General features: G+C 72.5%; 24 protein-coding genes. 20 read left to right on the forward strand and 4 right to left on the reverse strand.

The window, feature by feature from the left end; translation table 11 throughout:
• Positions 1 to 122: 122 nt before the first annotated feature.
• The 3 genes from ACIGZJ_RS31105 to ACIGZJ_RS31115 are packed head-to-tail and all read left to right on the forward strand — an operon-like array spanning position 123 to position 4,940.
• A complete protein-coding gene (locus ACIGZJ_RS31105; protein ID WP_396460390.1) occupies positions 123 to 2,267 on the forward strand; it encodes a hypothetical protein in 2,145 nt (714 codons plus the stop codon).
• A 1-nt stretch (position 2,268) separates the two neighbouring features.
• The gene (locus tag ACIGZJ_RS31110; protein ID WP_396460391.1) at positions 2,269 to 2,643 is read left to right on the forward strand and encodes a hypothetical protein; all 375 of its coding nucleotides are present in this window, start codon (positions 2,269 to 2,271) and stop codon (positions 2,641 to 2,643) included.
• Between the two features lie 5 nt (positions 2,644 to 2,648).
• A complete protein-coding gene (locus ACIGZJ_RS31115; protein ID WP_396460392.1) occupies positions 2,649 to 4,940 on the forward strand; it encodes a type IV secretory system conjugative DNA transfer family protein in 2,292 nt (763 codons plus the stop codon).
• A gap of 52 nt (positions 4,941 to 4,992) precedes the next feature.
• Here the strand turns inward: ACIGZJ_RS31115 and ACIGZJ_RS31120 are convergent, their stop codons facing one another.
• Positions 4,993 to 5,289 carry a hypothetical protein gene (locus tag ACIGZJ_RS31120; RefSeq protein ID WP_396460394.1) on the reverse strand — a complete coding sequence of 99 codons (297 nt, stop codon included), beginning with the start codon at positions 5,287 to 5,289 and terminating at the stop codon, positions 4,993 to 4,995.
• Between the two features lie 110 nt (positions 5,290 to 5,399).
• Here ACIGZJ_RS31120 and ACIGZJ_RS31125 point away from each other — a divergent pair, with 110 nt between their 5' ends.
• The 5 genes from ACIGZJ_RS31125 (at position 5,400) to ACIGZJ_RS31145 (ending at position 10,647) form a co-directional block, all read left to right on the forward strand.
• Entirely contained in the window at positions 5,400 to 5,942 is a 543-nt protein-coding gene (locus tag ACIGZJ_RS31125) for a hypothetical protein (protein WP_396460395.1), read from the forward strand.
• Between the two features lie 34 nt (positions 5,943 to 5,976).
• The gene (locus ACIGZJ_RS31130) at positions 5,977 to 6,738 is read left to right on the forward strand and encodes a hypothetical protein (protein ID WP_396460397.1); all 762 of its coding nucleotides are present in this window, start codon (positions 5,977 to 5,979) and stop codon (positions 6,736 to 6,738) included.
• Positions 6,735 to 7,754 carry a hypothetical protein gene (locus tag ACIGZJ_RS31135; RefSeq protein WP_396460398.1) on the forward strand — a complete coding sequence of 340 codons (1,020 nt, stop codon included), beginning with the start codon at positions 6,735 to 6,737 and terminating at the stop codon, positions 7,752 to 7,754. The genes ACIGZJ_RS31130 and ACIGZJ_RS31135 overlap by 4 nt, the downstream gene beginning before the upstream one ends.
• A 210-nt stretch (positions 7,755 to 7,964) precedes the next feature.
• Positions 7,965 to 8,453: a hypothetical protein gene (locus ACIGZJ_RS31140; RefSeq protein ID WP_396460400.1), complete on the forward strand. Its 489-nt coding sequence runs from the start codon at positions 7,965 to 7,967 to the stop codon at positions 8,451 to 8,453.
• A gap of 556 nt (positions 8,454 to 9,009) precedes the next feature.
• Positions 9,010 to 10,647, forward strand: a complete 1,638-nt coding sequence (locus ACIGZJ_RS31145) for a TROVE domain-containing protein (RefSeq protein ID WP_396460401.1) — start codon at positions 9,010 to 9,012, stop codon at positions 10,645 to 10,647.
• Between the two features lie 64 nt (positions 10,648 to 10,711).
• On the opposite strand, the gene ACIGZJ_RS31150 is transcribed toward ACIGZJ_RS31145, so the two are convergent.
• Positions 10,712 to 10,951 carry a hypothetical protein gene (locus ACIGZJ_RS31150; protein ID WP_396460402.1) on the reverse strand — a complete coding sequence of 80 codons (240 nt, stop codon included), beginning with the start codon at positions 10,949 to 10,951 and terminating at the stop codon, positions 10,712 to 10,714.
• Between the two features lie 232 nt (positions 10,952 to 11,183).
• Here ACIGZJ_RS31150 and ACIGZJ_RS31155 point away from each other — a divergent pair, with 232 nt between their 5' ends.
• Positions 11,184 to 11,627: a hypothetical protein gene (locus ACIGZJ_RS31155; RefSeq protein WP_396460403.1), complete on the forward strand. Its 444-nt coding sequence runs from the start codon at positions 11,184 to 11,186 to the stop codon at positions 11,625 to 11,627.
• Here the strand turns inward: ACIGZJ_RS31155 and ACIGZJ_RS31160 are convergent.
• Complete coding sequence (locus ACIGZJ_RS31160) at positions 11,602 to 12,768, reverse strand: PhlD (RefSeq protein ID WP_396460404.1); 1,167 nt, start codon at positions 12,766 to 12,768, stop codon at positions 11,602 to 11,604. The genes ACIGZJ_RS31155 and ACIGZJ_RS31160 overlap by 26 nt on opposite strands.
• Positions 12,769 to 12,862: 94 nt before the next feature.
• Positions 12,863 to 13,684 carry an XRE family transcriptional regulator gene (locus ACIGZJ_RS31165; protein WP_396460430.1) on the reverse strand — a complete coding sequence of 274 codons (822 nt, stop codon included), beginning with the start codon at positions 13,682 to 13,684 and terminating at the stop codon, positions 12,863 to 12,865.
• A gap of 603 nt (positions 13,685 to 14,287) precedes the next feature.
• Between ACIGZJ_RS31165 and ACIGZJ_RS31170 the strand changes: the two genes are divergently transcribed.
• The 11 genes from ACIGZJ_RS31170 to ACIGZJ_RS31220 all read left to right on the forward strand — a co-directional run bounded on the left by ACIGZJ_RS31170 (position 14,288) and on the right by ACIGZJ_RS31220 (position 21,227).
• The gene (locus ACIGZJ_RS31170; RefSeq protein WP_396460405.1) at positions 14,288 to 14,479 is read left to right on the forward strand and encodes a hypothetical protein; all 192 of its coding nucleotides are present in this window, start codon (positions 14,288 to 14,290) and stop codon (positions 14,477 to 14,479) included.
• A 14-nt stretch (positions 14,480 to 14,493) separates the two neighbouring features.
• Positions 14,494 to 14,730 carry a hypothetical protein gene (locus ACIGZJ_RS31175; protein ID WP_396460406.1) on the forward strand — a complete coding sequence of 79 codons (237 nt, stop codon included), beginning with the start codon at positions 14,494 to 14,496 and terminating at the stop codon, positions 14,728 to 14,730.
• 221 nt (positions 14,731 to 14,951) lie between these two features.
• A complete protein-coding gene (locus tag ACIGZJ_RS31180) occupies positions 14,952 to 15,503 on the forward strand; it encodes a 3'-5' exoribonuclease domain-containing protein (protein ID WP_396460407.1) in 552 nt (183 codons plus the stop codon).
• Positions 15,500 to 15,829, forward strand: a complete 330-nt coding sequence (locus ACIGZJ_RS31185; RefSeq protein WP_396460408.1) for a hypothetical protein — start codon at positions 15,500 to 15,502, stop codon at positions 15,827 to 15,829. The genes ACIGZJ_RS31180 and ACIGZJ_RS31185 overlap by 4 nt, the downstream gene beginning before the upstream one ends.
• Positions 15,826 to 16,113, forward strand: coding sequence for a hypothetical protein (locus ACIGZJ_RS31190; protein ID WP_396460409.1), 288 nt, complete (start codon positions 15,826 to 15,828; stop codon positions 16,111 to 16,113). The genes ACIGZJ_RS31185 and ACIGZJ_RS31190 overlap by 4 nt, the downstream gene beginning before the upstream one ends.
• 9 nt (positions 16,114 to 16,122) lie before the next feature.
• Positions 16,123 to 16,506: a holin gene (locus tag ACIGZJ_RS31195; protein ID WP_396460410.1), complete on the forward strand. Its 384-nt coding sequence runs from the start codon at positions 16,123 to 16,125 to the stop codon at positions 16,504 to 16,506.
• A gap of 26 nt (positions 16,507 to 16,532) precedes the next feature.
• Positions 16,533 to 16,724 (forward strand): hypothetical protein, encoded by a 192-nt coding sequence (locus ACIGZJ_RS31200; protein ID WP_396460411.1) that lies wholly within the window; start codon positions 16,533 to 16,535, stop codon positions 16,722 to 16,724.
• Positions 16,721 to 16,993: a hypothetical protein gene (locus ACIGZJ_RS31205; RefSeq protein WP_396460412.1), complete on the forward strand. Its 273-nt coding sequence runs from the start codon at positions 16,721 to 16,723 to the stop codon at positions 16,991 to 16,993. Before ACIGZJ_RS31200 ends, ACIGZJ_RS31205 begins: the two co-directional genes overlap by 4 nt.
• 744 nt (positions 16,994 to 17,737) lie before the next feature.
• On the forward strand, positions 17,738 to 18,163 hold the full coding sequence (locus ACIGZJ_RS31210) for a hypothetical protein (protein WP_396460413.1): 426 nt from the start codon (positions 17,738 to 17,740) through the stop codon (positions 18,161 to 18,163).
• The gene (locus tag ACIGZJ_RS31215; RefSeq protein WP_396460415.1) at positions 18,150 to 19,775 is read left to right on the forward strand and encodes a hypothetical protein; all 1,626 of its coding nucleotides are present in this window, start codon (positions 18,150 to 18,152) and stop codon (positions 19,773 to 19,775) included. Before ACIGZJ_RS31210 ends, ACIGZJ_RS31215 begins: the two co-directional genes overlap by 14 nt.
• Positions 19,776 to 19,793: 18 nt before the next feature.
• On the forward strand, positions 19,794 to 21,227 hold the full coding sequence (locus tag ACIGZJ_RS31220; protein ID WP_396460416.1) for a phage portal protein: 1,434 nt from the start codon (positions 19,794 to 19,796) through the stop codon (positions 21,225 to 21,227).

Raw genomic sequence — 21,227 nt, forward strand, 5'->3', positions numbered from 1 at the left:
CCCTCCCTCCCCCCTCCCGGAACCAACCACCCACCGGCCATGCAGGCCGTTCACGGGGCCTTCCGAGCTTTTCGGCCCGGGTGGGGGAGGGAGGGAGGTCACCAAGAGTAAGGACTTCGGCGATGGCCACACCGACCGCACCGCCCGCACCCGCTCCCCCGACGGCACCCCCGCCCCCGGCCGCGGCCCCGCCCCAGAGCCCGGCCCCGACCGCCCCGCCGGCTCCGGCACCGAGCGCGCTCGCCCAGATCCTCACCCCCGTCCAGCCGGCCCGCCCCACCGCCCCGCTCGGCACCACCGCCCTCATGCAGCAGGCCCCCGGCACGAACGGCACCACCGGCACCGGGACGAACAGCACCGGCACGACCGGCGCCGCCGGCGCCAAGAACAGCGGCGACCCGGCCCAGGAAGGCCCCCGCGACGGAGCCCTCGCCGCCCTGGTCCGCGCCCTCGCCGAACGGTTGCGGCGCACCGGCACCACGACCAGCACCAAGCGCACCCACGACGTCAAGGAGACCCGGGTCTCCGGGAACTCGGCGAACACCACCAACACCAACAAGTCCGACCGCAACGCCAAGAGCGACACCAGCTCCCACCAGCGCTCCACCCGCGACGCCAAGGTCGCCGACCTGAACAACAAGACCAGCCAGCACCAGGCCCGCGACAACCGGGACGCCAAGAAGGCCGACACCACCGACCGCAAGGCGTCCGACACGAAGACCGCCAAGGCCGACACATCCTCGAAGACCGGCAAGGACGACAAGACCTCCAAGGCGTCCGACACGAAGACCGCCTCCACCAAGGCGGCGAAGGCCGACACCAGCACCGCCTCGAAGAGCAGCAGCGACGACAAGGACCACCACGACGACAAGACCTCCAAGGCCGTCAAGGCCGACACCTCATCGAAGACCGGCAGGGACGACAAGACCTCCAAGGCGTCCGACGCGAAGACCGGCACCACCGCCCCGCCCGCCCGCGGCGACAAGAGCCCGAACACCCCCAAACCGCAGGCCGGACCGGGCCCGGGTGCCGGGTCGAAGCCGCACACCCCGGCGAAGGCACCCGGCCCGGCAGAATCCGGCCCGAAGAAGGACCCCTTCACGAAGCCGCCCGGCGCGAAGGGCCTCGACACCAAGTTCGCCGGCGCGAAGCCGGGCGCTGGCAACGCCAAGGCCCCCGCCGCCACGAGCACCGCCGCACCGAAGCCGACCATCCCGCCCAAGCCCGCCAAGGCGCCCGACACCGCCCCGGCCGGCCCGAAGCCGAGCACCGCGGCGCAGCCGGGCGCAGGAGCGAACGCGGGCGGCGCCCGGGCCGGTGGGACGGCTGCAGGCACGCGGCCGGGCCCGGCACCGAAGCCCGCCGGGGCGAAGGGCCTCGACACCAAGTTCGCCGGCGCGAAGCCGGGCAGCACGGCGCAGCCGGGCGCTGCGGGGGCGCCGACTCCCTCCCGGGTCAAGCCCGTCGCCCCGGCGGCCCCGGCGGACCGGTCCACCGGTCACCCGGCCCCGGCCGCGGGATCGGCCGCGGGATCGACCGCGGACCTGGCCGCGAAGAACGGCACGCGGATCCCGCCGCAGCCGACGAGCCCGCCCGCCGCAGCCGTTGCCGCGGCCGCAACGGCCATGGCCGACCACCTGCAAGCGACCCCGACCAAGGACCCGAACCTCATGACCGCACCGCCCGCCACCGCCCCCGCTCCCGCCACTGCCGGTCCGGCCGGTCCGGGTGCGACGCTCACGCCCTACCAGCCGACCGTCCCGCCGCGGCCCCTTCGGTACGAGGCGCCCCCCGTCGCCCCGGTACAGGACATCGCCGTCGGGGAGAAGGACATCACGTTCACCTCCGGCGCCGGCGACGGCGGCCGGCACTCCATGAGCCGCGGCGAGGTGCGCACGCTGCGGCAGTTCGAGCGGCGCCTGGGGGAGAAGGAGACGGTCCTGGCGCGGATCGCCGAGGACAGCAAGACCGCCCGGGAGCACGCCGCCCTGCACGCCGCGCGGGCCCAGCAGCTCGCCGAGGACGCCAAGGACGTCAAGGGCGGCATCGCGCTGGTCAACAAACTCCACAGGCTCGCCGAACGAGCCCGGGAGCTGCAGTGCAGGACCGAGGAGGCCGAACGGACGGCCCTGCGCGGCGCGGAGGCCGTCAGGGTGCTGGCCACCAACGCCGAGACGCGCCACGGCCTCATCTACCGGGCGGTCGTCAACAGCCCGCTCACCGCGCCGGCTGAGCGCACCTTCTACCTCGACCAGCAGGGACGCTGACATGGCCACCGGACTGACCTACCGCGAACTCCTTCTCCAGGTCGGAAGCCTGACATGGGAGGTGCGCCGGGACACCGCCGCCTTCCGGGCCCTGGCCGCCGCCCAGGCGGACGAGGCCAAGGAGACCGGCCGGATCGCCGAACAGATCGCCGCGCTCAAGGTGGATGCAGCCACCATCGCCGAGACCCACGAGGTCGCCCGGATCATGCAGGGCCTCTCCCAGGCCGCGATCGCCTATGCCGCCGCGACCGAGGAGACCGGCCGCGAAGCCGTGGCCGCCGATCAGCAGGCCCGCACCGACCACGACGGCATCCAGGAAGCCCGCGATGCCGCCCCCGTCCCCATGGCCGACCGCACGTGGTACACCCAGGAGTAGCAGCGATGACCACCGACCACACCCCCGCCCAGGCCGACACCGCGATCGTGCGCAGCCCGGCCGCCGAGAAGGCCTTCGCCACCGGCCAGGTGCTCGCGCCGCTGCTGACCGCCGCCGTGATGCCGCTGCTCGAGCCGCAGGCGGCCGCCACCGTCGCCACGTTCCTCGCCGCCCCGGCCCTCGTCGCCGGCGCCAACTTCAGCGGCCTGCTGTCCGCGCACGTCCTCGACGCCGTCCCGGGCGGCGACATCCTGCGCGCCCACCGCCTGCCGTTCCTCGTCTCCACCGTCACCACCGCGACCGCGGCCGCCGCCGTCACCCTGCACGGTGCGACCGGCGTCGACTCCCTCGTCGCCGGGTTCATGACCATGCCGTCGATGGCCGGGATGGTCTCCACCGCGTGGTGGGGCGCGAGCGGGTTCGTCGCCTTCTCCCTGCGCCGGGTCCTGCGCAGCAGCCGGCCCCGCCGCCACGCCGCCGCACCGCACCCCCAGAGCGCGCCGGAGCCCGCCGAGCCCACCCCCGTCGACCGCGTGCTGCAGCTGTGGCACGCCCACATCTCCGGCGAGTACGGCGTCCACCCCGGGCAGCACCTCACCCTCACCGGCCACGGACCCGAGGCGTGGGAGGGCACCATCGAGGCGGCCCCGGGCCGACCGGTCACCGTCACCCGCGACACCGTCTCCGGCGTCTACCGGCTCCCCGCCACCCAGATCCGCATCACCGCCGGCCCGCACGACAGCTCCCGCCACATCACGGTCCACCTCGTCGCCCCCAGCGTCGAGGAGGTCCAGCACGGCGAGCTCGAGGCCCTGTGGCTGCAGCGCGTCGCCCGCCAGGGCGGGTGCGTGCCCGGCACCCACCTGGAGGGCGCCATCGCGGACCCGGCCACCGGCGGCGTCGCCGCGTGGGTCGTCGCCGACGAGGACACCGACACCGTCACCGTGCCCGCGCCGTACCGCCTCGCCGGCGCCCTGCGCACCACGATGCTCCTGGTGTCGTTCGAGCCGACGAACAACCCGCGCAAGGCCATCCTGCGCAAGATGGAGCGCTCCCCGCTCGAGAACGGAACCCCGCTGCCGGGCCCCGGGGCACTGGTGGCGAACAAGAACGGCTTCGTGCAGCTCGGCACCGGCGTGTCCGGCCGGCCCGCCCGCATCCAGCTCTACGACCCCAAGGCCGGCGCCCAGCACGTCCTGATCGCCGGCGTCACCGGCTCCGGCAAGGGCGGCGTCATCCAGCTCCTGTGCCTCAGCTACCACGTCAACGGCTTCGCGATCATCTACGCCGACCCGAAGGGCAGCTCCAACCCCGACGTCGAGGACATGGCCGCCTACGCCGGCTGCGGCCTCGACGAGGCGATGGGCGCCCTGCGCCTGGCCTACGCGATCCTGCTCCACCGCGTCGCCCAGTCCAAGGCCACGCGCGCGAAGAACTTCGTCCCCAGCCCCGGTACACCATGGGTCGCCCTGGTCATCGACGAATTCGCCCAGCTCCTCGGCGACAAGTCGCCGCACCGAGCCGAAGCGGCGCTGATCGTCGCCGCCTACGCCTCGCTGGCCCGATCCCTCGGCATGGCCCTCGTACTGTGCGGCCAGATCATGAACCTCGACCAGATGGGCTGCGCGACCGCGATCCGCGACAACGTCTACTACGGCGGGGCCCTGGTCCTGCTGCGCTCGGACGGCGCGCAGAAGCACCGGGTGGACCTGCCCCCGAACTTCGACGGCATCGACCCGGCCCAGATCCCGGCCTACTGGAAGGGCGACGACGAGAGCCTCGTCTACGACCCGACGATCCCCGAGGACGACCCGCGTCGGACGTTCGGCGTCGCCTACATCGCCGGGCCGGACGGACGTCCCGAGATGATGCGGGCCTGGATCCTCGAGTCCGCGGCCGGCCAGTTCGACCCGGAGAGGATCTGCGTCCCGGCCGACTTCCCCGGCTGGGACGACCGCGAGGCCATCGCCGCCACCGTGGTGGGCCCCGACGCGCTCGCCGGCACCGAGGGCGCCGCGGCAGCGTGGGCGCCCTCAGCGCCGGCGCTGGTCCTGGCGAAGGAGCCCACCGCCCGGGAGAAGATTCTCCTCGTCCTCGAGGAGCGACGGGACCCGATCGGGCTGGACATCAACTACCTGCACATCGACCAGATCACGGCCATGGCCGGCGTCGCGCGCAGCACGACCGAGAACCGGCTCAGCGAGCTCGTGAAGGACGGCACCGTCGTCCGCCACCCCGAGACGAAGGGCGAGTACGGGCTGCCCCTCCCCCCCGACAGCGCGGTCACCGGCGGGTAGCCGGATCGTCCCGCGGCCCGGAGCCCCCCGTCCCTGTGACGAGGGGGCTCCGTCACGTCGGCGCGCCCGGGCCGGCATTCCGTGCGCGCCGGATCTCCTCCCACGTGGTGGTCGGGAGTCTGCCGGTGCGGGCCGCGTCGGCCCGCTCTGCCCGGTCGGGACGCTGATCCAGCCGGGCCCGGCAGGCCCAGACATCCAGAAGGCGTTCGAAGGCCGCTCCGGTCGGGGCCCGGCCCAGCTCCGCCCACAGCTGCGTCCGGCGCTCCGGGCCGAGCGCGGCGGCGATCGCGTCCGGGGTCCGCGGAAGGCCGGAGGCGGAGGGTTCCGGATCCGGTGGTGCGGTCGCCATGGAGGACCTCCGTACTGCTGACGTTCCGTCTGGAATGCTTCTCACCAACCCACTTGAACTTTGATGGACTATCCATCATAGTTAGGGGTGTCGCCAACGAGGAGGCTCCGATGACCGCCATCACCACCACCAACGCCGCCGCCCGGGCCGGAGTCACGGTCGCCACCATCCGCACCTGGTGCCGCACCGGCGCCGTCGCCGCCGTGAAGCAGGCCGGCCGCTGGATCATCGACACCGCCTCCCTCGCCTACCGCATCAAGCTCCCCACCCTCCTGCGCCCGACCCGCGCGAAGGCCGTCACCCTCACCGCCGACCTGATGACCGCCCTCGGCGGCCGCCGCTGGCAGAAGAACGGCATGGACCGCGTCTACCTCAGCGACTGGGCGCCCTTCGCCGGCCTCGACGTCGCCTACTACGGCTCCGGCAACGCCTCCGGTGCCACCCTCGGCGGCCGCGGCATCGCCAACGGCCGCGTCGCCAAGCTGCTCGGCTCGATCAGCAAGGTCTGGCTCGACGTCACCGACGGCCGTCTCCACATCCGCCACTACGACGCCGACCAGGTCGAGGTCCGCTACCTCGACGGCGAGCGCAACCACGTCGACCTCGTCGCCCGCCTGCGCGCCGGCATCAACGCCGCCGCCGCAGCCCTCTGACCCGCCCCACACCCCGACCGGCAGGAGTACCACCATGTCCCTCACCATCACCCCAGCCCACCTGCGCCGCCTCCTCGAAAGCGGAGCCGACGAGCCCGTCCTGTACGTCGACTTCGACGTCGACGCCGAACCCGAGCTGGACGTGCGGGCCAGCGCCTACGTCGACGACGACCACGTCGTGATCACCCGCGAAGCCCTCGTCGACCAGCTCGGCGACGACTGGACCGACGACGACGCCGCCGAATACCTGCCCGAGCTGCAGGAGACCGCCGACAGCATCGCCCCCGCGCCCGGCCCGCACTTCACCGCCTGGCTCGTCAACGACCGCAGCGCCCTGGACGGCGACGACTGCGACGTCACCGTCCTCGCCGACCAGGCCGACAACTGGAAGAACGGCAAGCCCGACTGGAGCTCCACCGGCGACCCGCTGTTCCACGCGCTCACCGGCGTCGACGCCCGTGACGGCGACACCGACCAGGCCATCCGCGAGGCCGAGCAGCTGCTGGAGGCCGCCGGCTGGCGCGTCACCGGCACCTGGGATGCCGTCGACACCGGCTACGTGGCCGTGGTCGAGCGCCGGGACGACGAGACGTGGACCCTGCAGCAGGCCGCCGACCACATGGGCGCCTCCAGCACCAAGTACGCGGACATCGTCCTGCGGCGCCTCAGCGTCCAGGCCGTCGGCCGCGCCCCCGGCCGCGGCGGCCAGTCCCTCTACACCACCGCCGAGGTCATGTACGCCCACGCCACCCGCCCCGGCCAGGGCGCCCGAACCGACCTCCAGGACAACCGGTGAGCGCCCCCACACCGCTGCCCACCGGCATCAGCCCGCGCGACCTGCCCGAGATCCGCGCCGAACTCGCCACCTGGCTCACCGACCCCGGCCCCGACGGCGGACCCGCCACCTGGTCCGCCCGCCACCCCCCGGACATCGCCGCCCAGGAACGCGCCGCCACCCGCGAATGGGCCCACGCCCTACGCGTCGCCGACCTCTACTACATCGCCGCCGACATGACCCGCCTCGCCGTCAACGCCGGCCACGCCCTCCCCTCCTACCGCCTCCACCCCGAAGACCTCCCCTCCCGCAACGGACTCCTCGTCTGGGAAGAACCCGCCGCCGACTCCTACGACGGCGGCGAGTACACCGGCGCCCCGATCACCGCCGCCACCTGGGCCACCGCCGGAAACGGCATCTCCGTACGCACCTGGGCCACCCGCGAGAACTGGATCCGCTACATGGCCGCCGGCGACGAACGCGCAGGCCTGCGCGCCCTCACCACCGCCGAAGTCCGGGCACTGCGCCGGCGCCACCCCCAGCCGATCGTCTCCATGCACGTCTCGTACCTGCCGTTCGGCCGGATCCCCGGCTGGCTCGCCCACGCGCCCGGGGACACCAGCACTATGAGCCTGGTCGAACTCGAATCCCGCGCCAACGCACTCGGCCAGCTGGAACACGCCGAACGCGCCCTGATCGTCACCTGGCTCCTCATGGGCCAGACCCTGGTGAGCACCGACGAGCAGCACGCCGCCAAGACCTCCATGAAGCGGATCGCCCGCATCGACCCCACCCTGCTCACCGCCGTCCGCTACGTCCGCCTGCGCCACCAGGGCATCCCCGGCCAGGACCGGGCCACCGAAGACGGCAACGGCCCGGTGCGCCACCACCGCTGGATCGTGCGCGGGCACTGGCGCAACCAGTACTACCCCTCCCGCAAGACCCACCGCCCGATCTGGATCGACGACCACCTCAAGGGCCCCGACGGTGCCCCCATCCTCGACCCCGACAAGCTCGTCCACGTCCTGCGCCGCTGAACACCTCCGCATACCTCGTGGCGAAACCATCGAACCCACCCACACCGCAAGCGCACCCCGAGAGGATCGGCCCATGACCGAGAAGCCCCGCCGCGCTACGCCACCGACAACCTGTTGCCGCACCGCCCGGACACCCTGATCGATTACGTCGCTGCCCGACGCCGGACTCGCCTGGCCTGACCCGCGCAATACCGAAGAAGGAGCTCCGCCGTGACAACCGACGCCTACGCCCACTGGACCGACCTCGAGGTCCGCCACCCCAACCAGGTGCCAGCCTCCACCCCGCTGTCCTGGCTGACCGAGAAGCACGTCGTGCACGCCGACCGAATGGCCAACCGACAGTTGCCCGCCGACTTCCCCCACAAGGTCGAGCGCGGGAACGCCGACGACGCCTTGGCCGTGCTCGCCCTCGGCGAGGCCATCCGCCGCGCCGCCGCACAGTTCCGCCCGATCCAGGTCCGCGACGCCCTGACCGCCGGCGCCTCCTGGACCGAGGTCGCCGCCGCCCTGGATGTCACACCCGTCGAGGCCCGCGACCTGCTGCGCGTCTGGGCCGAGGGCCAGCGCCGCCTGTGGGTCGGCTACGAGGCGGAGGGAGCCCGGCCGTTCGGTCTCGACGCCGACGAGTACGCCGCCGTCCTCGCCCTGTGCGCGCTCGACGATGACCAGACCACACCTGGTGTCGCCCCGAGTTCCTGACAGCTCTTGCATCTTCGTACGGCCCACCGGAGCAGGTACTTCGGTGGGCCGACGCATGCCGAAACCACCAACCCGGGCAGCCCACTTCTTTACCCGCAAATAAGGTGACATGTCAGCCGTGCGGAGTAGAGTCAGCGTCCTGCCCAGGTGCGCAGGACGGGGTTACTTCCACTGCTAATGGGGTGGTCGCGGGTTCGAATCCCGCCGCCGGCCACGGCCGGTGTAGCTCAGCGGTAGAGCGCCTACGTCACCTCGACCGATTCGATCTCCGGGCAGTACAACTTCACATGCACCTCCCGGTGCGCAGGGCCACGGCTACTTCTTCGAACGAGCAACGCCGCGGTCCGCATCCGATCTCGGGAGGCACAGCATCCGGGGTGCCCGGTGCGCAGGCGACGGCTACTTCCTCTGCCAAAGGGGTGACGCGGGTTCGAATCCCGCCGCCGGCCCAACGGCCGGTGTCGTCTAGCGGCCCAGGACACCTTGTCGCCGTCTCCGACCTCGATCTCGGGCACCCTGCTGCTGAAGCCTCCCCTCCACAGCGAGGGGATTTTTCATGACCCGCTTCAACACCCCGACGGCCCGCCCGTCCGCGACGTCCCCGGTCACCACCACCGGGGCGAGCGCGACCACCCACGCAGGCGGCACCGGCCACCTCCGCGACGCCCGCAGCGAGCTCTACCTCCTCGCGGTCGCCAACACCGTCGGCAACGACACCTTCTACGAGAACGCCGCCGGGCGCGACGACCGCTACCGCCAGCTCGTGCGCCAACTCGCCGTCGAGGACCCCGACTGGACCGCCGGCCTGCTCCGCTGGCTGCGCACGGACGCGAACATGCGTACCGCCGCCCTCGTCGGCGCAGCCGAGTACGTCCATGCCCGCCTCCAGGCCACCGGCGCCCGGGCACCGCGCCAGCACGAGACGCAGGACCGCACCGGCCGGTGGGAGGGCGACGCCCTCTCCTACAGCACCTCCTCGAACCGGGCCGTCATCGCGTCCGTCCTCCAGCGCCCCGACGAGCCCGGCGAGCTCCTCGCCTACTGGACCGGCCGCTACGGCCGCAACATCCCCAAGCCCGTCAAGCGCGGCATCGAGGACGCCATCGGCACCCTGTACACCGAGCGCGCCCTCCTCAAGTACGACACCGCCTCCAAGGGCTACCGCTTCGGCGACGTCCTCGAGCTCACCCACCCCAGCCCGAAGGCCGCCTGGCAGGGCGACCTGTTCAAGCACGCCATCGACCGCCGCCACCAGCGCGACAACCCCATCCCCGAGACCCTCACCGCCCTCCACGCCCGCGCCCACCTCGACACCATCCCCGTCCCCGACCGCCGCGCCCACCTCGACACCGCCGGGGCACAGCAGGCGCTGCGGGACGCGGGCATGACGTGGGAGGCCCTCGCCGGGTGGCTGCAGGGCCCCCTCGACGCCGCCGCGTGGCAGGCCGTGATCCCGTCGATGGGCTACATGGGGCTGCTGCGGAACCTGCGCAACTTCGACCAGGCCGGCGTCACCGACCGGGTCGCCGCCCAGGTCTGTGAGCGCCTCGCCGACCCCGAACAGGTCGCCCGCTCCCGCCAGTTCCCGTTCCGGTTCCTCGCCGCCTACAAGCACGCGCCGTCCCTGCGCTGGGGCCACGCCCTCGAGCAGGCCCTCGGCCACTCCCTGCGCAACGTGCCCGCGCTGCCCGGCCGGACCCTGGTCCTCGTCGACCGGTCCGGATCGATGTTCGGCGGGATCAGCGAGCGAACCCAGCTCAACCGGGCCGACACCGCCGCCGTCTTCGGAACCGCGCTCGCCCTGCGCGCCGCCCACGCCGACCTCGTCGAGTTCGGCACCGACTCCCGGCCGGTGCCGTTCACCGCAGGCGAGGCCGTGCTGCGCGTCATCGGCAAGTTCGGCGACCTCGGCGGAACCAACACCGCGAAGGCCGTGCAGGCCCACTACCGGGGCCACGACCGCGTCGTCATCGTCACCGACGAGCAGGCCGGCAACTACTTCGGCGGGGACCCGACCCAGCAGGTCCCGGCGAACGTGCCCATGTACACGTGGAACCTCGTCGGCTACCAGGCCGGCCACGCCCCGTCCGGCACCGCCAACCGGCACACCTTCGCCGGCCTCACCGACTCCGCGTTCCAGCTGATCCCGCTCCTGGAGGCCGGGCGCAACACCACCTGGCCCTGGCTCCACTGACATCCCGAACACCGCGGGCCCTCCCGGTCGCACGTTCCGACCGGGAGGGCCCGCACACGCCCCGCTACGCCCCGTCCTGCTCCTCGCGGGCGTCCTTGCGGACAGAGGTCTCCCGCTCGAAGCGGTTGCCGCCCGCGGCCTGCCAGAACGCGTGCCCGTGCAACTCCAGGCCGACGGCGGCGAACGCCTCGTACCGGGCAGGATCCTCGGGCTCGGCCACCCAGAAGGCCTCCGCCTCGAACCACCGGCGTTGGACCTTCACCACGTCGGCGCGCAGACGCGCCAGCTCATCCTCGTCAGTCACCGGTGCATCGTACGGGGGATCTGCAGGAACAAGCCGCACGCGACATCCGCCGGGAATACCGGCTGGTCATCGCCCGTCCCCGGCCTGTCGGCATCCAGTCGTCCGCCCGGCCGCCGTGCCGCCGCCGGACTGTGGGACCCGCAGCATGCCCGTCGGGTTCGGGCCCCGAAGAGGAAACGGGAAACACCGTGATTCGCCCCGTCGCACCCGGAATCTGCAGCAGGGTGGAGCCATGACCGAGCAGCAGACGCACCGCGAGAACGGCGGCCTGGTCCAGGTCGTCATCCACAGCATCGGCACCCTCCACGGGGACGCCCTCGACATCGTGGCCGGCCACAGCGGCCTGTTCTTCAACGTCGGCGGGCCGGAGTTCCGCAACCCGCACGACGACCCGGGCATGCGGTTCCGCACCGGCCTGGACGAGGAGGTGCGCGACCACGTGCTCGGGACCCCCGGGATGATGCCGATGGTCGAGCGCATCGCCGAATCCGCGAAGGCGGTCCTCTTCAGCTACGCGAACCGGCGCCGGGACCTGGTCCACGTCGTCGTCGCGTGCAGGGGCGGCCGCCACCGGTCGGTGGCCGCCGCCGAATCAGCCGCCGAGTACCTCAAGATCGACGACATCGCCGTCGACGTCGAGCACCACCACATCACCCGCCCCGTCGTTCAGGCGTAGCCCGCCCGCGACAACGAGCGCCGCCGGGCGTACCCGTACGCCGGGGCCCGGCCTGCGGCCGCGTCGGGCCGTCGTGCCAGAGGACCCTCGACGCCGACACGGAGAACCCCGGGCCGAACCCGATCAGCAGCCCGCTCTCCCCGGCGGCCGGCGGCGCGGCGTAGGTACGCTCCAGGACCCGCAGCACGCTCGCCCCGCCGAGGTTGCCGTCCTCGTCCAGCGACGCGAACGAGTTCCCCAGCAGGCCCTCGTCGATACCGAGGCCCGCCGCGAGGTCGGTCAGGATCGAGGCCCCGCCGGTGTGCGCGACCATGAAGTCCAGCGGCCACGGCCGCCCGGCGCCGGACGGGTCCTCGGCCAGCCACTTGCGCAGCGCCGGCGCCATGTCGCCGACCGAGTCCGTCGCCGCCTTCTCGCTGTCGAAGTGCACCCCCGCCCCGTCCAGGCGCTTGCGGTAGCGGTCGGCGCTGGCGGGCACCAGGTACTCCCAGGTGTCGACGACCTGCAGCCCCGGGCCGAGCGGCCGGTCCGACACCAGCACCGCCACCCCCGAATCCCCCCACAGCGCCTTGAAGATCATGTGCTCGATCCGGTCGTCGCCGTGGTGGTAGATGCTCGACAGCGACTCCGCGACGACGACGAGGACCATGCTGCCCGGGCGGGCCCGCACCGCCTCCACCGCCATCCCCAGCGCGTGCGCACCGCCCCCGCAGCCCAACTGCGTCACCGGCCGGCGCCGCACGTCCTGCCGCAGCCCCAGCTCCTGCTGCAGGTGCACATCCAGGCCCGGCACCGCGTCCCCGGTGGAGTGGCTCGTCACCACGCAGTCGACACGCCCGGCCGACACGCCCGCCGCCTCGAGCACCGCCCGGGCCGCGGCCGTGCCCATCGCGGCGACGTCCTCGAACGCCGTCCGGTTGCGCTCCTCCAGCGTCCGCTCGGCCGCCACCACGTCCCACGGCTGCGAGTACGAGCGCCACGCCGGCATCTGCGCCCCGCCGACGATCCGCCGGATCGACGCGAGCCGCGGATGCCCCGGATGCCGGGCCACCATGTCCGCGAGCACCGTCTCCCGCGCCACCCGGTACGGCGGCAGAACCGCCTGCGGACGGCTCACATAAACCTGCTGCTGGCCTGTCATGCAAGGGCCTCGATTCAAGCGCGTCCACCAACGAGGGACGGAATGTGTCCGACCAGACAACATCCACCCGGAGCGCGCCCACAAGACCCGAACCTTAGGAAGATCCGAAATCCCCGGAAACAGCCATCCCCCCCTGCCCGTCGAGCGGATCCATCTGCAGCACCATGAACCGCGCCCCCGGCGCCCCCAGCGGCTGACCCGCCGTTATCACCACCCAGTGCACCGCATCCCCGCACCCCGCATGGCGCAGCATCCGCACATCCCCATCCGGCTGCTGGTAGGCGCGCACCGTCCCGTCGTAGATCCGCCCCGCCACCGGATCCGCCCGGATGTCCCGCACCAGGGAGCACAGCTCGGGATGGTCGGGGAACTCGGCCGCCGCCCCCCGCAGCTGCGCCGCGACCAGGGGCGCCCAGTCCCTCTCCCAGTTCACGAGCCGGTAGCGGGCGTCCTCGGAGCACATCATCCAGCGCATCGTGTTCTCCGGCGCCCGGCCGTCGGGGAAGATCCCGGCGAACATGCTGTTGCCGAACTCGACCTCCCACCACAGGTTGGTCGTGTACGCGGGCTCGGGGTGCAGGCGCACGACCCGCTCCCAGTTCGAGCCGATCCGGTCGCCGGGGCCGGCCAGTCGGCGCGGCGGCCTGAAGCCGAACAGGTGCAGATGCAGGCCCTCGTACTGCTCCTCCGCCGACCCGAGGGTCTTGACCACCGCCCGCAGCAGGCGGGCATTGCGCTTCTCCCCCCGCTCGAACCGCCCGTACGTGCCGGCCGGCCACCCCAGCAGCTCGTCCATCTGCTCCTGGCTCAGCCCGGCCACCCGTCGGCCGCGACTGTGCGGGCGCGCGGGCAGGCCGTGCCTCTCGGGGTCCTGACGGCCGCGCTCCTCCCGCAGCAGCCGGCCGAACGACTTCATGTCCACGCAGGTGTCTCCGATGACATCGAGTGCCTACCGTCCGCAGGCAGAGGGTCGAATTATCTGCCAAATCCTGCCCTGTAAAAGAGGAGGTTGAGGGAGAAACAATCGGGACTTCTCGACGGGGCGGCAACCCACTCTCACCCGGCCCCGTCAAGGCATACGCCGGTAAGGGGGACCTAACTTGATCCGTCCGACACCCGAACGTCAGCCACAGCCCGACACCCGAACCGAAACTGACGGAATATCCGGCACCAGCGCAGTGCCCGGACCGGTCGGCGCGCGCACCGTCCGCCACCTCGCCCTCGTCCCGCAGGCGGGCCCCCCACAGCGCCGCCTGCGGCCCACGATCGCGTGCATGCTCGCCGCCGGCATCGACCTTCCCCGCCCCTGACCCCGTGCCCACCCGCCTCCACGGCCGTCCCTCGACGCCGCCCCGCACCCGCCTTACGCTGGGCGTCCGGGCAAGACGTCACCGCAGGGACTTGACGGGACCCCAGAAATGAATCCATGATCTGATCAGATGGGCTTCTTCAGCCCTACTGCCACGAAGGGCCGCCCACCGGGCGGCCCTTCGGCGTTCCCAGGGGAAGGGATGCCTCCATGACCGCCGACTACCGGCCCGTCCTCCTCGCCCCCCGGGACATCGCGCACCTCATCGACCGGCCCGTCGGCACCGTCCGCCGCTGGGCCCACGAAGGACGCCTCACCCGCCACGTCGGCGGCCGCTACGACTACCTCGAATTGCGCGACGTCGTCGAGGGCCGCGCCAAGCGCCCCCCGAAGCGCCCTTGACCCCGGGAGGCCCCGTGGCAACCGAAGACACCCCCGCCGACACCGGCACCGACGCGCCCCCCGCCGAAGCACCCGCCGCCCCCACGGCCGCGGCGAGCACCCCGGTCACCGTCGAGAGCGCCCTGGCCAACGCCGCCCGCCTCCTGGGCTTCGCCGAGAACGAGACGAACCTCGCCCTGATGGAACGCTACGAGGCGCTCGCAGACTCCTGGAACAGCCTCGCCCGCACCGTCATCGCCGACCGCGACTGACCCACCCCCACGTACCGGCCCCGCCGCCCGCCTCCCCCGCGGCCCCGGCGGGGCCACCCCCGGCCGCGAACCGACCCGCGGCACCGAGACGTCTGCCCGGACCGCTCTGAGGGGGGCGGGTCCGGGCAGACCCCCCACACCACGGCGCAGCCCCGCACGCCGCCGCCGCTCCCCCCTCGCCCAGCTCCTCGTCACCCGACGACCCCCTCAAGGAGACCCGCATGAACGGCACCGACCTGGACTACGACTTCGAGTTCATCGAGAACGGCCGGACCATCGAAGTCATCTCGGCCGGCTTCGCCACCGACGACGGCAGCACCTACTACGCCATCAACCGCGACCTCGACCTGGCACAGCTCGCCGACAACCCCTGGCTCATGGCGAACGTCGTCCCCACCCTGCCGCTCACGGCAGGCTCAGACGCCTCCGGCCGATTCGTGGCCTGGGATCCGGACAAGGCCGACTTCGACAAGGTCAAGCCGCTCGCCCAGATCGCCGACGAGGTCCGAGCGTTCATCCTCCAGGCCCCCGGCCCGCGCCGCCTCTGGGCCGACTACGGCGCCTACGACCACGTCGCCCTCTGCCAGCTCTGGGGCAGCATGATCGACCTCCCCGACGGCATCCCCATGTGGACCCACGACCTGCGCCAGGAGATCGAGCGGCTCGGCCTCACCGACGCCGACCTCCCCCAGCAGGCCTCCGGCCGGCACAACGCACTCGCCGACGCCCTCCACAACAGGACCGTCCGCCGGAACCTCGCCTCCCGGCCGTGAACCGGCACCCGGCGAAGCCATTCACCTCGCAGACCGTCAAAGACGCCGCAGCCCGCTGGCGCGCCCGCCGCCACAGCACCCCGCCGCCGTCCTGCCCGCCGCCCGCCGACCCCGTCCGGATCGCGGTCCTCGAGCACGACCTCCTCGGCATCCCACCCGAGCCCGGCAGCCTGGCCGCCCTCGTCATCGCCATGCGCCGGATCACCACCTGCACCGAGCACCAGCCCGTCGACGTCACCGGCTTCGGCGACCCACTGCCCAACGCCATCTGCTCCGGCTGCGGACAGCACCTCGTCCGCACCCACGACGAATGGAGGACCACATGAAGGCGACCATCGGCCGGATCGTCCACTACACCAGCCACGGCAGCCCCGTCCTCCCCGACGGCGCCCAGAAGTACAAGCCCCTGCCGCGCGCGGCCATCGTCACCGCCATCCCCGCCTACCGCGAGGACGAGCCGTACGACGGGTGCCCCAACCAGGACGAACACGGCAACCCGATCTTCGTCAGCCTCGCCGTCCTCAACCCGACCGGCATGTTCTTCGACGAGTGCGTCCCCTACTCGGAGGAACCCGCACCCGGCCACTGGTCCTGGCCCCCACGCGCCTAAGCGGCAACCATGCCCCGCCGCCGCGCACTCACCGTCTGCACCGTCAAGGACTGCCCCGAACTCACGGACGGCGGCCGCTGCGCACAGCACGAGCGCGCAGCCGACCGGGCCCGCGGCACCGCACGCCAACGCGGCTACGGCACCCGGCACGAGACGCGCTTCCGCGGCGCTGTCCTCGCCCGCGACCCCGCCTGTGTCTGCACGGAGGCCGAGCACGGCCACAGCCAGCCCTGCGGCCAGCCCTCACGGCACGCCGACCACCACCCGCTCAGCCGCCGCGACCTCCTCCAGCAAGGCGCAGATCCCGACGACCCCAAGCACGGCCGGGGCCTCTGCCACCCGTGCCACAGCGCAGAGACCGCTCGTCACCAACCCGGCGGCTGGCACCGCTGACCACCCCTCACCCTTCGGGAGATGCCATGGCTCGCATCCAGGCCCTGCCCCTGCCCATCCGGCCCGACGGAAGCCGGCCCTTCATCCTCGTCATCGACAAGGCCGCCGGCCTGAGCGACGAGGACCTCGCCGACCTGACGGCCGCGCTGCCCAGCACCCGCGACACCGCAGGCGCCAAGGCCGTCCTCGTCTTCGGCGGGAAGCTCGACGTCGCATGAGCCACCGTGAGCAGCCCCGCCACCACGTCGCCCTCGGCTCCACCGGCATCACCCACCGCCTGACCATCGACGGCACCGACGTCTCCCGGGCCATCCGCTCCTGCACCCTCCACCTCGCCAGCGGCGAGCAGCCCATGCTGCTCCTCGACCCGTGCGTCGTGGCCCTGGACACCACCGAGGCAGACGGTGTCAGGGTCCTGGTGAACAAGGCGACAGTGGACCTGCTGGTCGGCCTGGGCTGGACACCGCCCGAGGACCAGACCCTGTGAGCAGCCGCCACAGCATCACGGTGCACCGCCTGCCCGACGGCGCCCTGATGGTGGCCGAGGAGCACACGTGGACGGCTCAGGAGTGGGCCGAGGCCACCCGCTGCGCCCTGGCCGGCCCACGCCTCCTGGCCGACTTCGAGGCCGGGCCGCCCGTCCCGGTCCGGCCGGCTCCGACCGGGCGGGACGAGGTGTGTCACCAGGCTGTCCGCGAGGCTGAGGCCCACGCGCTGGGCGGGCCAGGACGGGGCGCAGCTGCCCAGCCCGGCGCCGTACCCGGGCCGGGCCGGGGGAAGGCCTGCAGCAGGGCGCCCCGGCCCTCTGGCGAGGCCTCTGAGGGCAGGTCAGGGGGTGCTGAGGGCCTGCGGGTGGTCGGCGGTGGTGGTGAGGGGCCCTGGCGGTGACCGCGAAGGGTGACCTCGCCCCGGACCGGCCGCCACTGTGGGTGACCGACCCCAGGGGGGTGACCCCCCGACCCCGTCTTGCCCCGGACCGCCGGGGAGGGTCGCATCCGGTTTGCCAGGTTCAGAACTTCCTAAGTGATCTTGGAATCTTCAAGATCGTCACCATCCGTGACACCCCGTCGGCCACTACCGACAGGCACCAGGCCCTCCCAGCGGCGGCCCTGCCACACACCCGGGCGCGCGCAACGCCGCCCGAGCACCAGCGCCGCAACGGCGCCACACCGAGGAGACCGACATGGCGAAAGGCGGAGCACGAGCGCGATCCGGACCGGCGCCCGACCCCATGGCGCTGCGCCGTGAACGCGACGCCGGAGAGTGGACGATCCTTCCCGCCGAAGGCCGCCAGGGCGAAGCGCCCGACTGGCCGCTGACCGAGCAGAGCCTGCGCGAGGACGGGCTGTGGCAGTGCCTGTGGGCCAAGCCGCAGGCACTGATGTGGGAGCGCTACGGCCAGGAGCTGGAGGTCGCCCTCTATATCCGCCGCCTGACCGAAGCCGAGCTCGCGGACTCCCGGGTCACCCTGACCACGGTGGTCAAGCAGATGGCGGACAGCCTGGGCCTGACCACGCCGGGGATGCGCGCCAACCGGTGGCGCATCATCCGTGACGAGGAACAGGCCGCAGCCCGGCCGGCCGCCGGCGCGGGCCCGGCCATGAACCGACAGTCGGCCCGATCCCGCCTGCAGGTCGTGACCGGTGACGGAGCATGAGTTCGTCGTCGACTTCCCGACGCTGTGGGTGGCCTGCGACTGGATCGAGCAGCACTGCGTCATCCCGGACGGCTTCCGCAAGGGCCAGCCGTTCCAGATGTACGACTGGCAGCTGTGGTGCACCGCCAACCACTACCGGATCAAGCCCGAGGCGACAGTAGGGCAGCTCGCCCCGGCGTTCCACAACCGCCGCTCGCAGTGCGTCGCCCCGCAGAAGACCGGGAAGGGCCCGTGGACGTCGTCGATCTGCGCCACGGAGGCGGTGGGGCCGGTCGTCTTCAACGGCTGGGCCGTCGGCGGCGAAGTCTACGACTGCCGGGAATGGGGCTGCGGCTGCGGCTGGGTATACGAGTACGAGCCCGGCGACGCCATGGCCCGCCCGTGGCCGACGCCGCTGGTGCAGATCACGGCGTTCAGCGAGGAGCAGACAGACAACGTCTACCGGCCGCTGCAATCGATGATCCGCAACGGCCCGCTCGGTGAGCTGATGAAAGTCGGCGAGGAGTTCATCCGCCTCCCCAACGACGGCCGCATCGACGTCGTCACCAGCAGCGCCCAGTCCCGCCTCGGCAACCCCGTGACCTTCGTCCTGCAGGACGAGACGCAGCTGTGGACGGTCGCCAACAAGATGACCCGGGTCGCCGAGACCCAGCGCCGCGGCGCCGCCGGCATGGGCGGCAGAACGATGGAGACCACCAACGCCTGGGACCCCTCCGAGAACTCCGTCGCGCAGCGCACCGCCGAGGCCGTCACCAAGGTCAAGGACATCTTCCGCTTCCACCGGCTCCCGCCCGCCGCCCTGAAGTACGAGCTCAAGACGGACCGGCGGCGCATCCACCGGCACGTCTACGCCGGATCCACGCACGTCGACCTCGACGCGATCGAGGCCGAGGCCGCCGAGCTAATCAGCGTCGACCCGGCACAGGCCGAGCGGTTCTTCGGCAACCGCATCACCGCCGGCGTCGGCGTCTGGCTGGCCCGGGACCGGTGGGACGCGCGCGCCAGCCACCAGACCGTGAGCGACGGCACCCCGATCGTCCTCGGCTTCGACGGCTCCGACATTGACGACTGGACGGGCCTGCGCGCCGAAACCCTCGACACCGGCCACCAGTTCACCCCGGTCTACAGCAGCCTCGAGCTGCCGACGATCTGGGACCCCAAGGACTGGGGCGGCCAGGTGCCCCGCCTCGAGGTCCACGCCGCCGTCGACGAGCTGATGCGCCGCTACCGCGTGGTGCGCATGTACGCCGACCCGCCGTACTGGGAGACCGAGGTCGACACCTGGGCCGACAAGTACGGCGACAAGCGGGTCATCCGCTGGTGGACCAACCGCATCGTCCAGATGCACGCCGCCTGCGAACGCCTGCTCACTGACGTCACCAAGGCCGACAGCCGCTTCACCCACGACGGCTGCGAGAACACCTCCACCCACGTCGGCAACGCCCGCCGGGCAGCCCGCCCCGCCGACCGGTACGTCCTTCGCAAGCCCGCACCGCACCAGAAGATCGACCTCGCCGTCACCAGCATCCTCGCCCACGAAGCCGCCGGCGAAGCCATCGCCGCAGGCCTCGCCCGCCCCACCACACCGCGGAGAACCACCGTGGTTCGCTGACCAGCACGAGGGGGTGCCGTGGCCCTGGACGACCTGACCCCCGAGGACTGGCTCAAGCGCCTGCAGCACGGCCACAGCCAGGAGCTGAAGGACCTCACGCTGATGAACGCCTACTACGACGGCACCCAGCCGCTGTCGTACATGGCGCCGGAGCTCGTCAACGAGCTGCAGGGCCGGCTGCGCCAGGTCGTCATCAACTGGCCGCAGCTGGTCGTCGACAGCCTCGAGGAGCGGCTCGACGTCGAGGGGTTCCGCTACGCCGACGAGGAGGAGACAGCCGACGACCTGTGGGAGATGTGGCAGGCCAACGACCTCGACGAGGGCAGCCAGCAGGGCCACCTCGACAGCCTCCTCCTCGGCCGGGCCTACGGCGTCGTCGGCGTCAACGAGGACGACGACAGCACCCCCCTGATCACCGTCGAGTCGGCCCTCGAGATGTACGCCGAGAGCGACCCGCGCACCCGCCGGGGCCTCGCCGCCATCAAGCCTTGGGAGGAGCCCGTCCCGGGCGGCGACTGCCGCAAGATGACGACGCTCTATCTGCCCGACGACCGCCACACCTTCGCGCTGCAGAAGGGCCGCTGGGTCGAGCAGCCGGACGAGCACGACCACCACAGCCTCGGCCGGCTCTGCGTCGAGCCGATCATCAACCGGCCCCGGCTGCAGAACCAGCGGGGCGTCTCGGAGCTGCGCTCGGTCATCCCGCTCTCGGACGCCGCCTGCAAGATCGCCACGGACATGATGCTGTCCGCCGAGTACCACGCCATGCCGCGCCGCTGGGCCACCGGCGCCTCCCTCAACGACTTCGCCGACGAGAACGGCCACCCCCTCGGCGCCTTCTCCTCCCTCGCAGGCCGCCTCTGGGTCAACGAAGGCACCGAGGTCAAGTACGGGCAGTTCCCCGAGGCCCAGCTCGGCAACTTCCACGACACCATCAATCAGCTCGCCCGCCTGGTCGCCTCCATGTCCGGCCTGCCCCCCCACTTCCTGGGCCTGGCCACCGACAACCCGCCGAGCGCCGACGCCATCCGCTCCAGCGAGGCCCGACTCGTCAAGCGGGCCGAGCGCCGCCAGCGCACCTTCGGCGGCTCGTGGGAGCGCATCATGCGCCTCGCCCTCCTCGTCCGGGACGGCGAGGTCGCACCCTCCGCCCGCTCCCTGGAGACCGTGTGGCGCGACGCCGCGACCCCGACCTACGCCCAGAAGGCCGACGCGGTGGTCAAGCTCCACGCCGCAGGCCTCCTGCCGACCGAGCAGGCCCGCGAGGACCTCGGCTACAGCGCCCAACAGCGCCGCCGAATGCGGGAGATGGACCAGGACGCCCTCAACCGGGCCGTCGGCGGCGACCTCGCCGCCGGATACGGCCCCAAGCCACCCGCAGACCCCCTCCCGTTCGAGACCGACACCGAGGACGGCCGACCGGCCGCCCGCACCGGCGACGGACAGGAGTAG

Source organism: Kitasatospora sp. NPDC052868 (assembly GCF_044547105.1).
In the GTDB taxonomy this organism is placed as follows: domain Bacteria; phylum Actinomycetota; class Actinomycetes; order Streptomycetales; family Streptomycetaceae; genus Kitasatospora.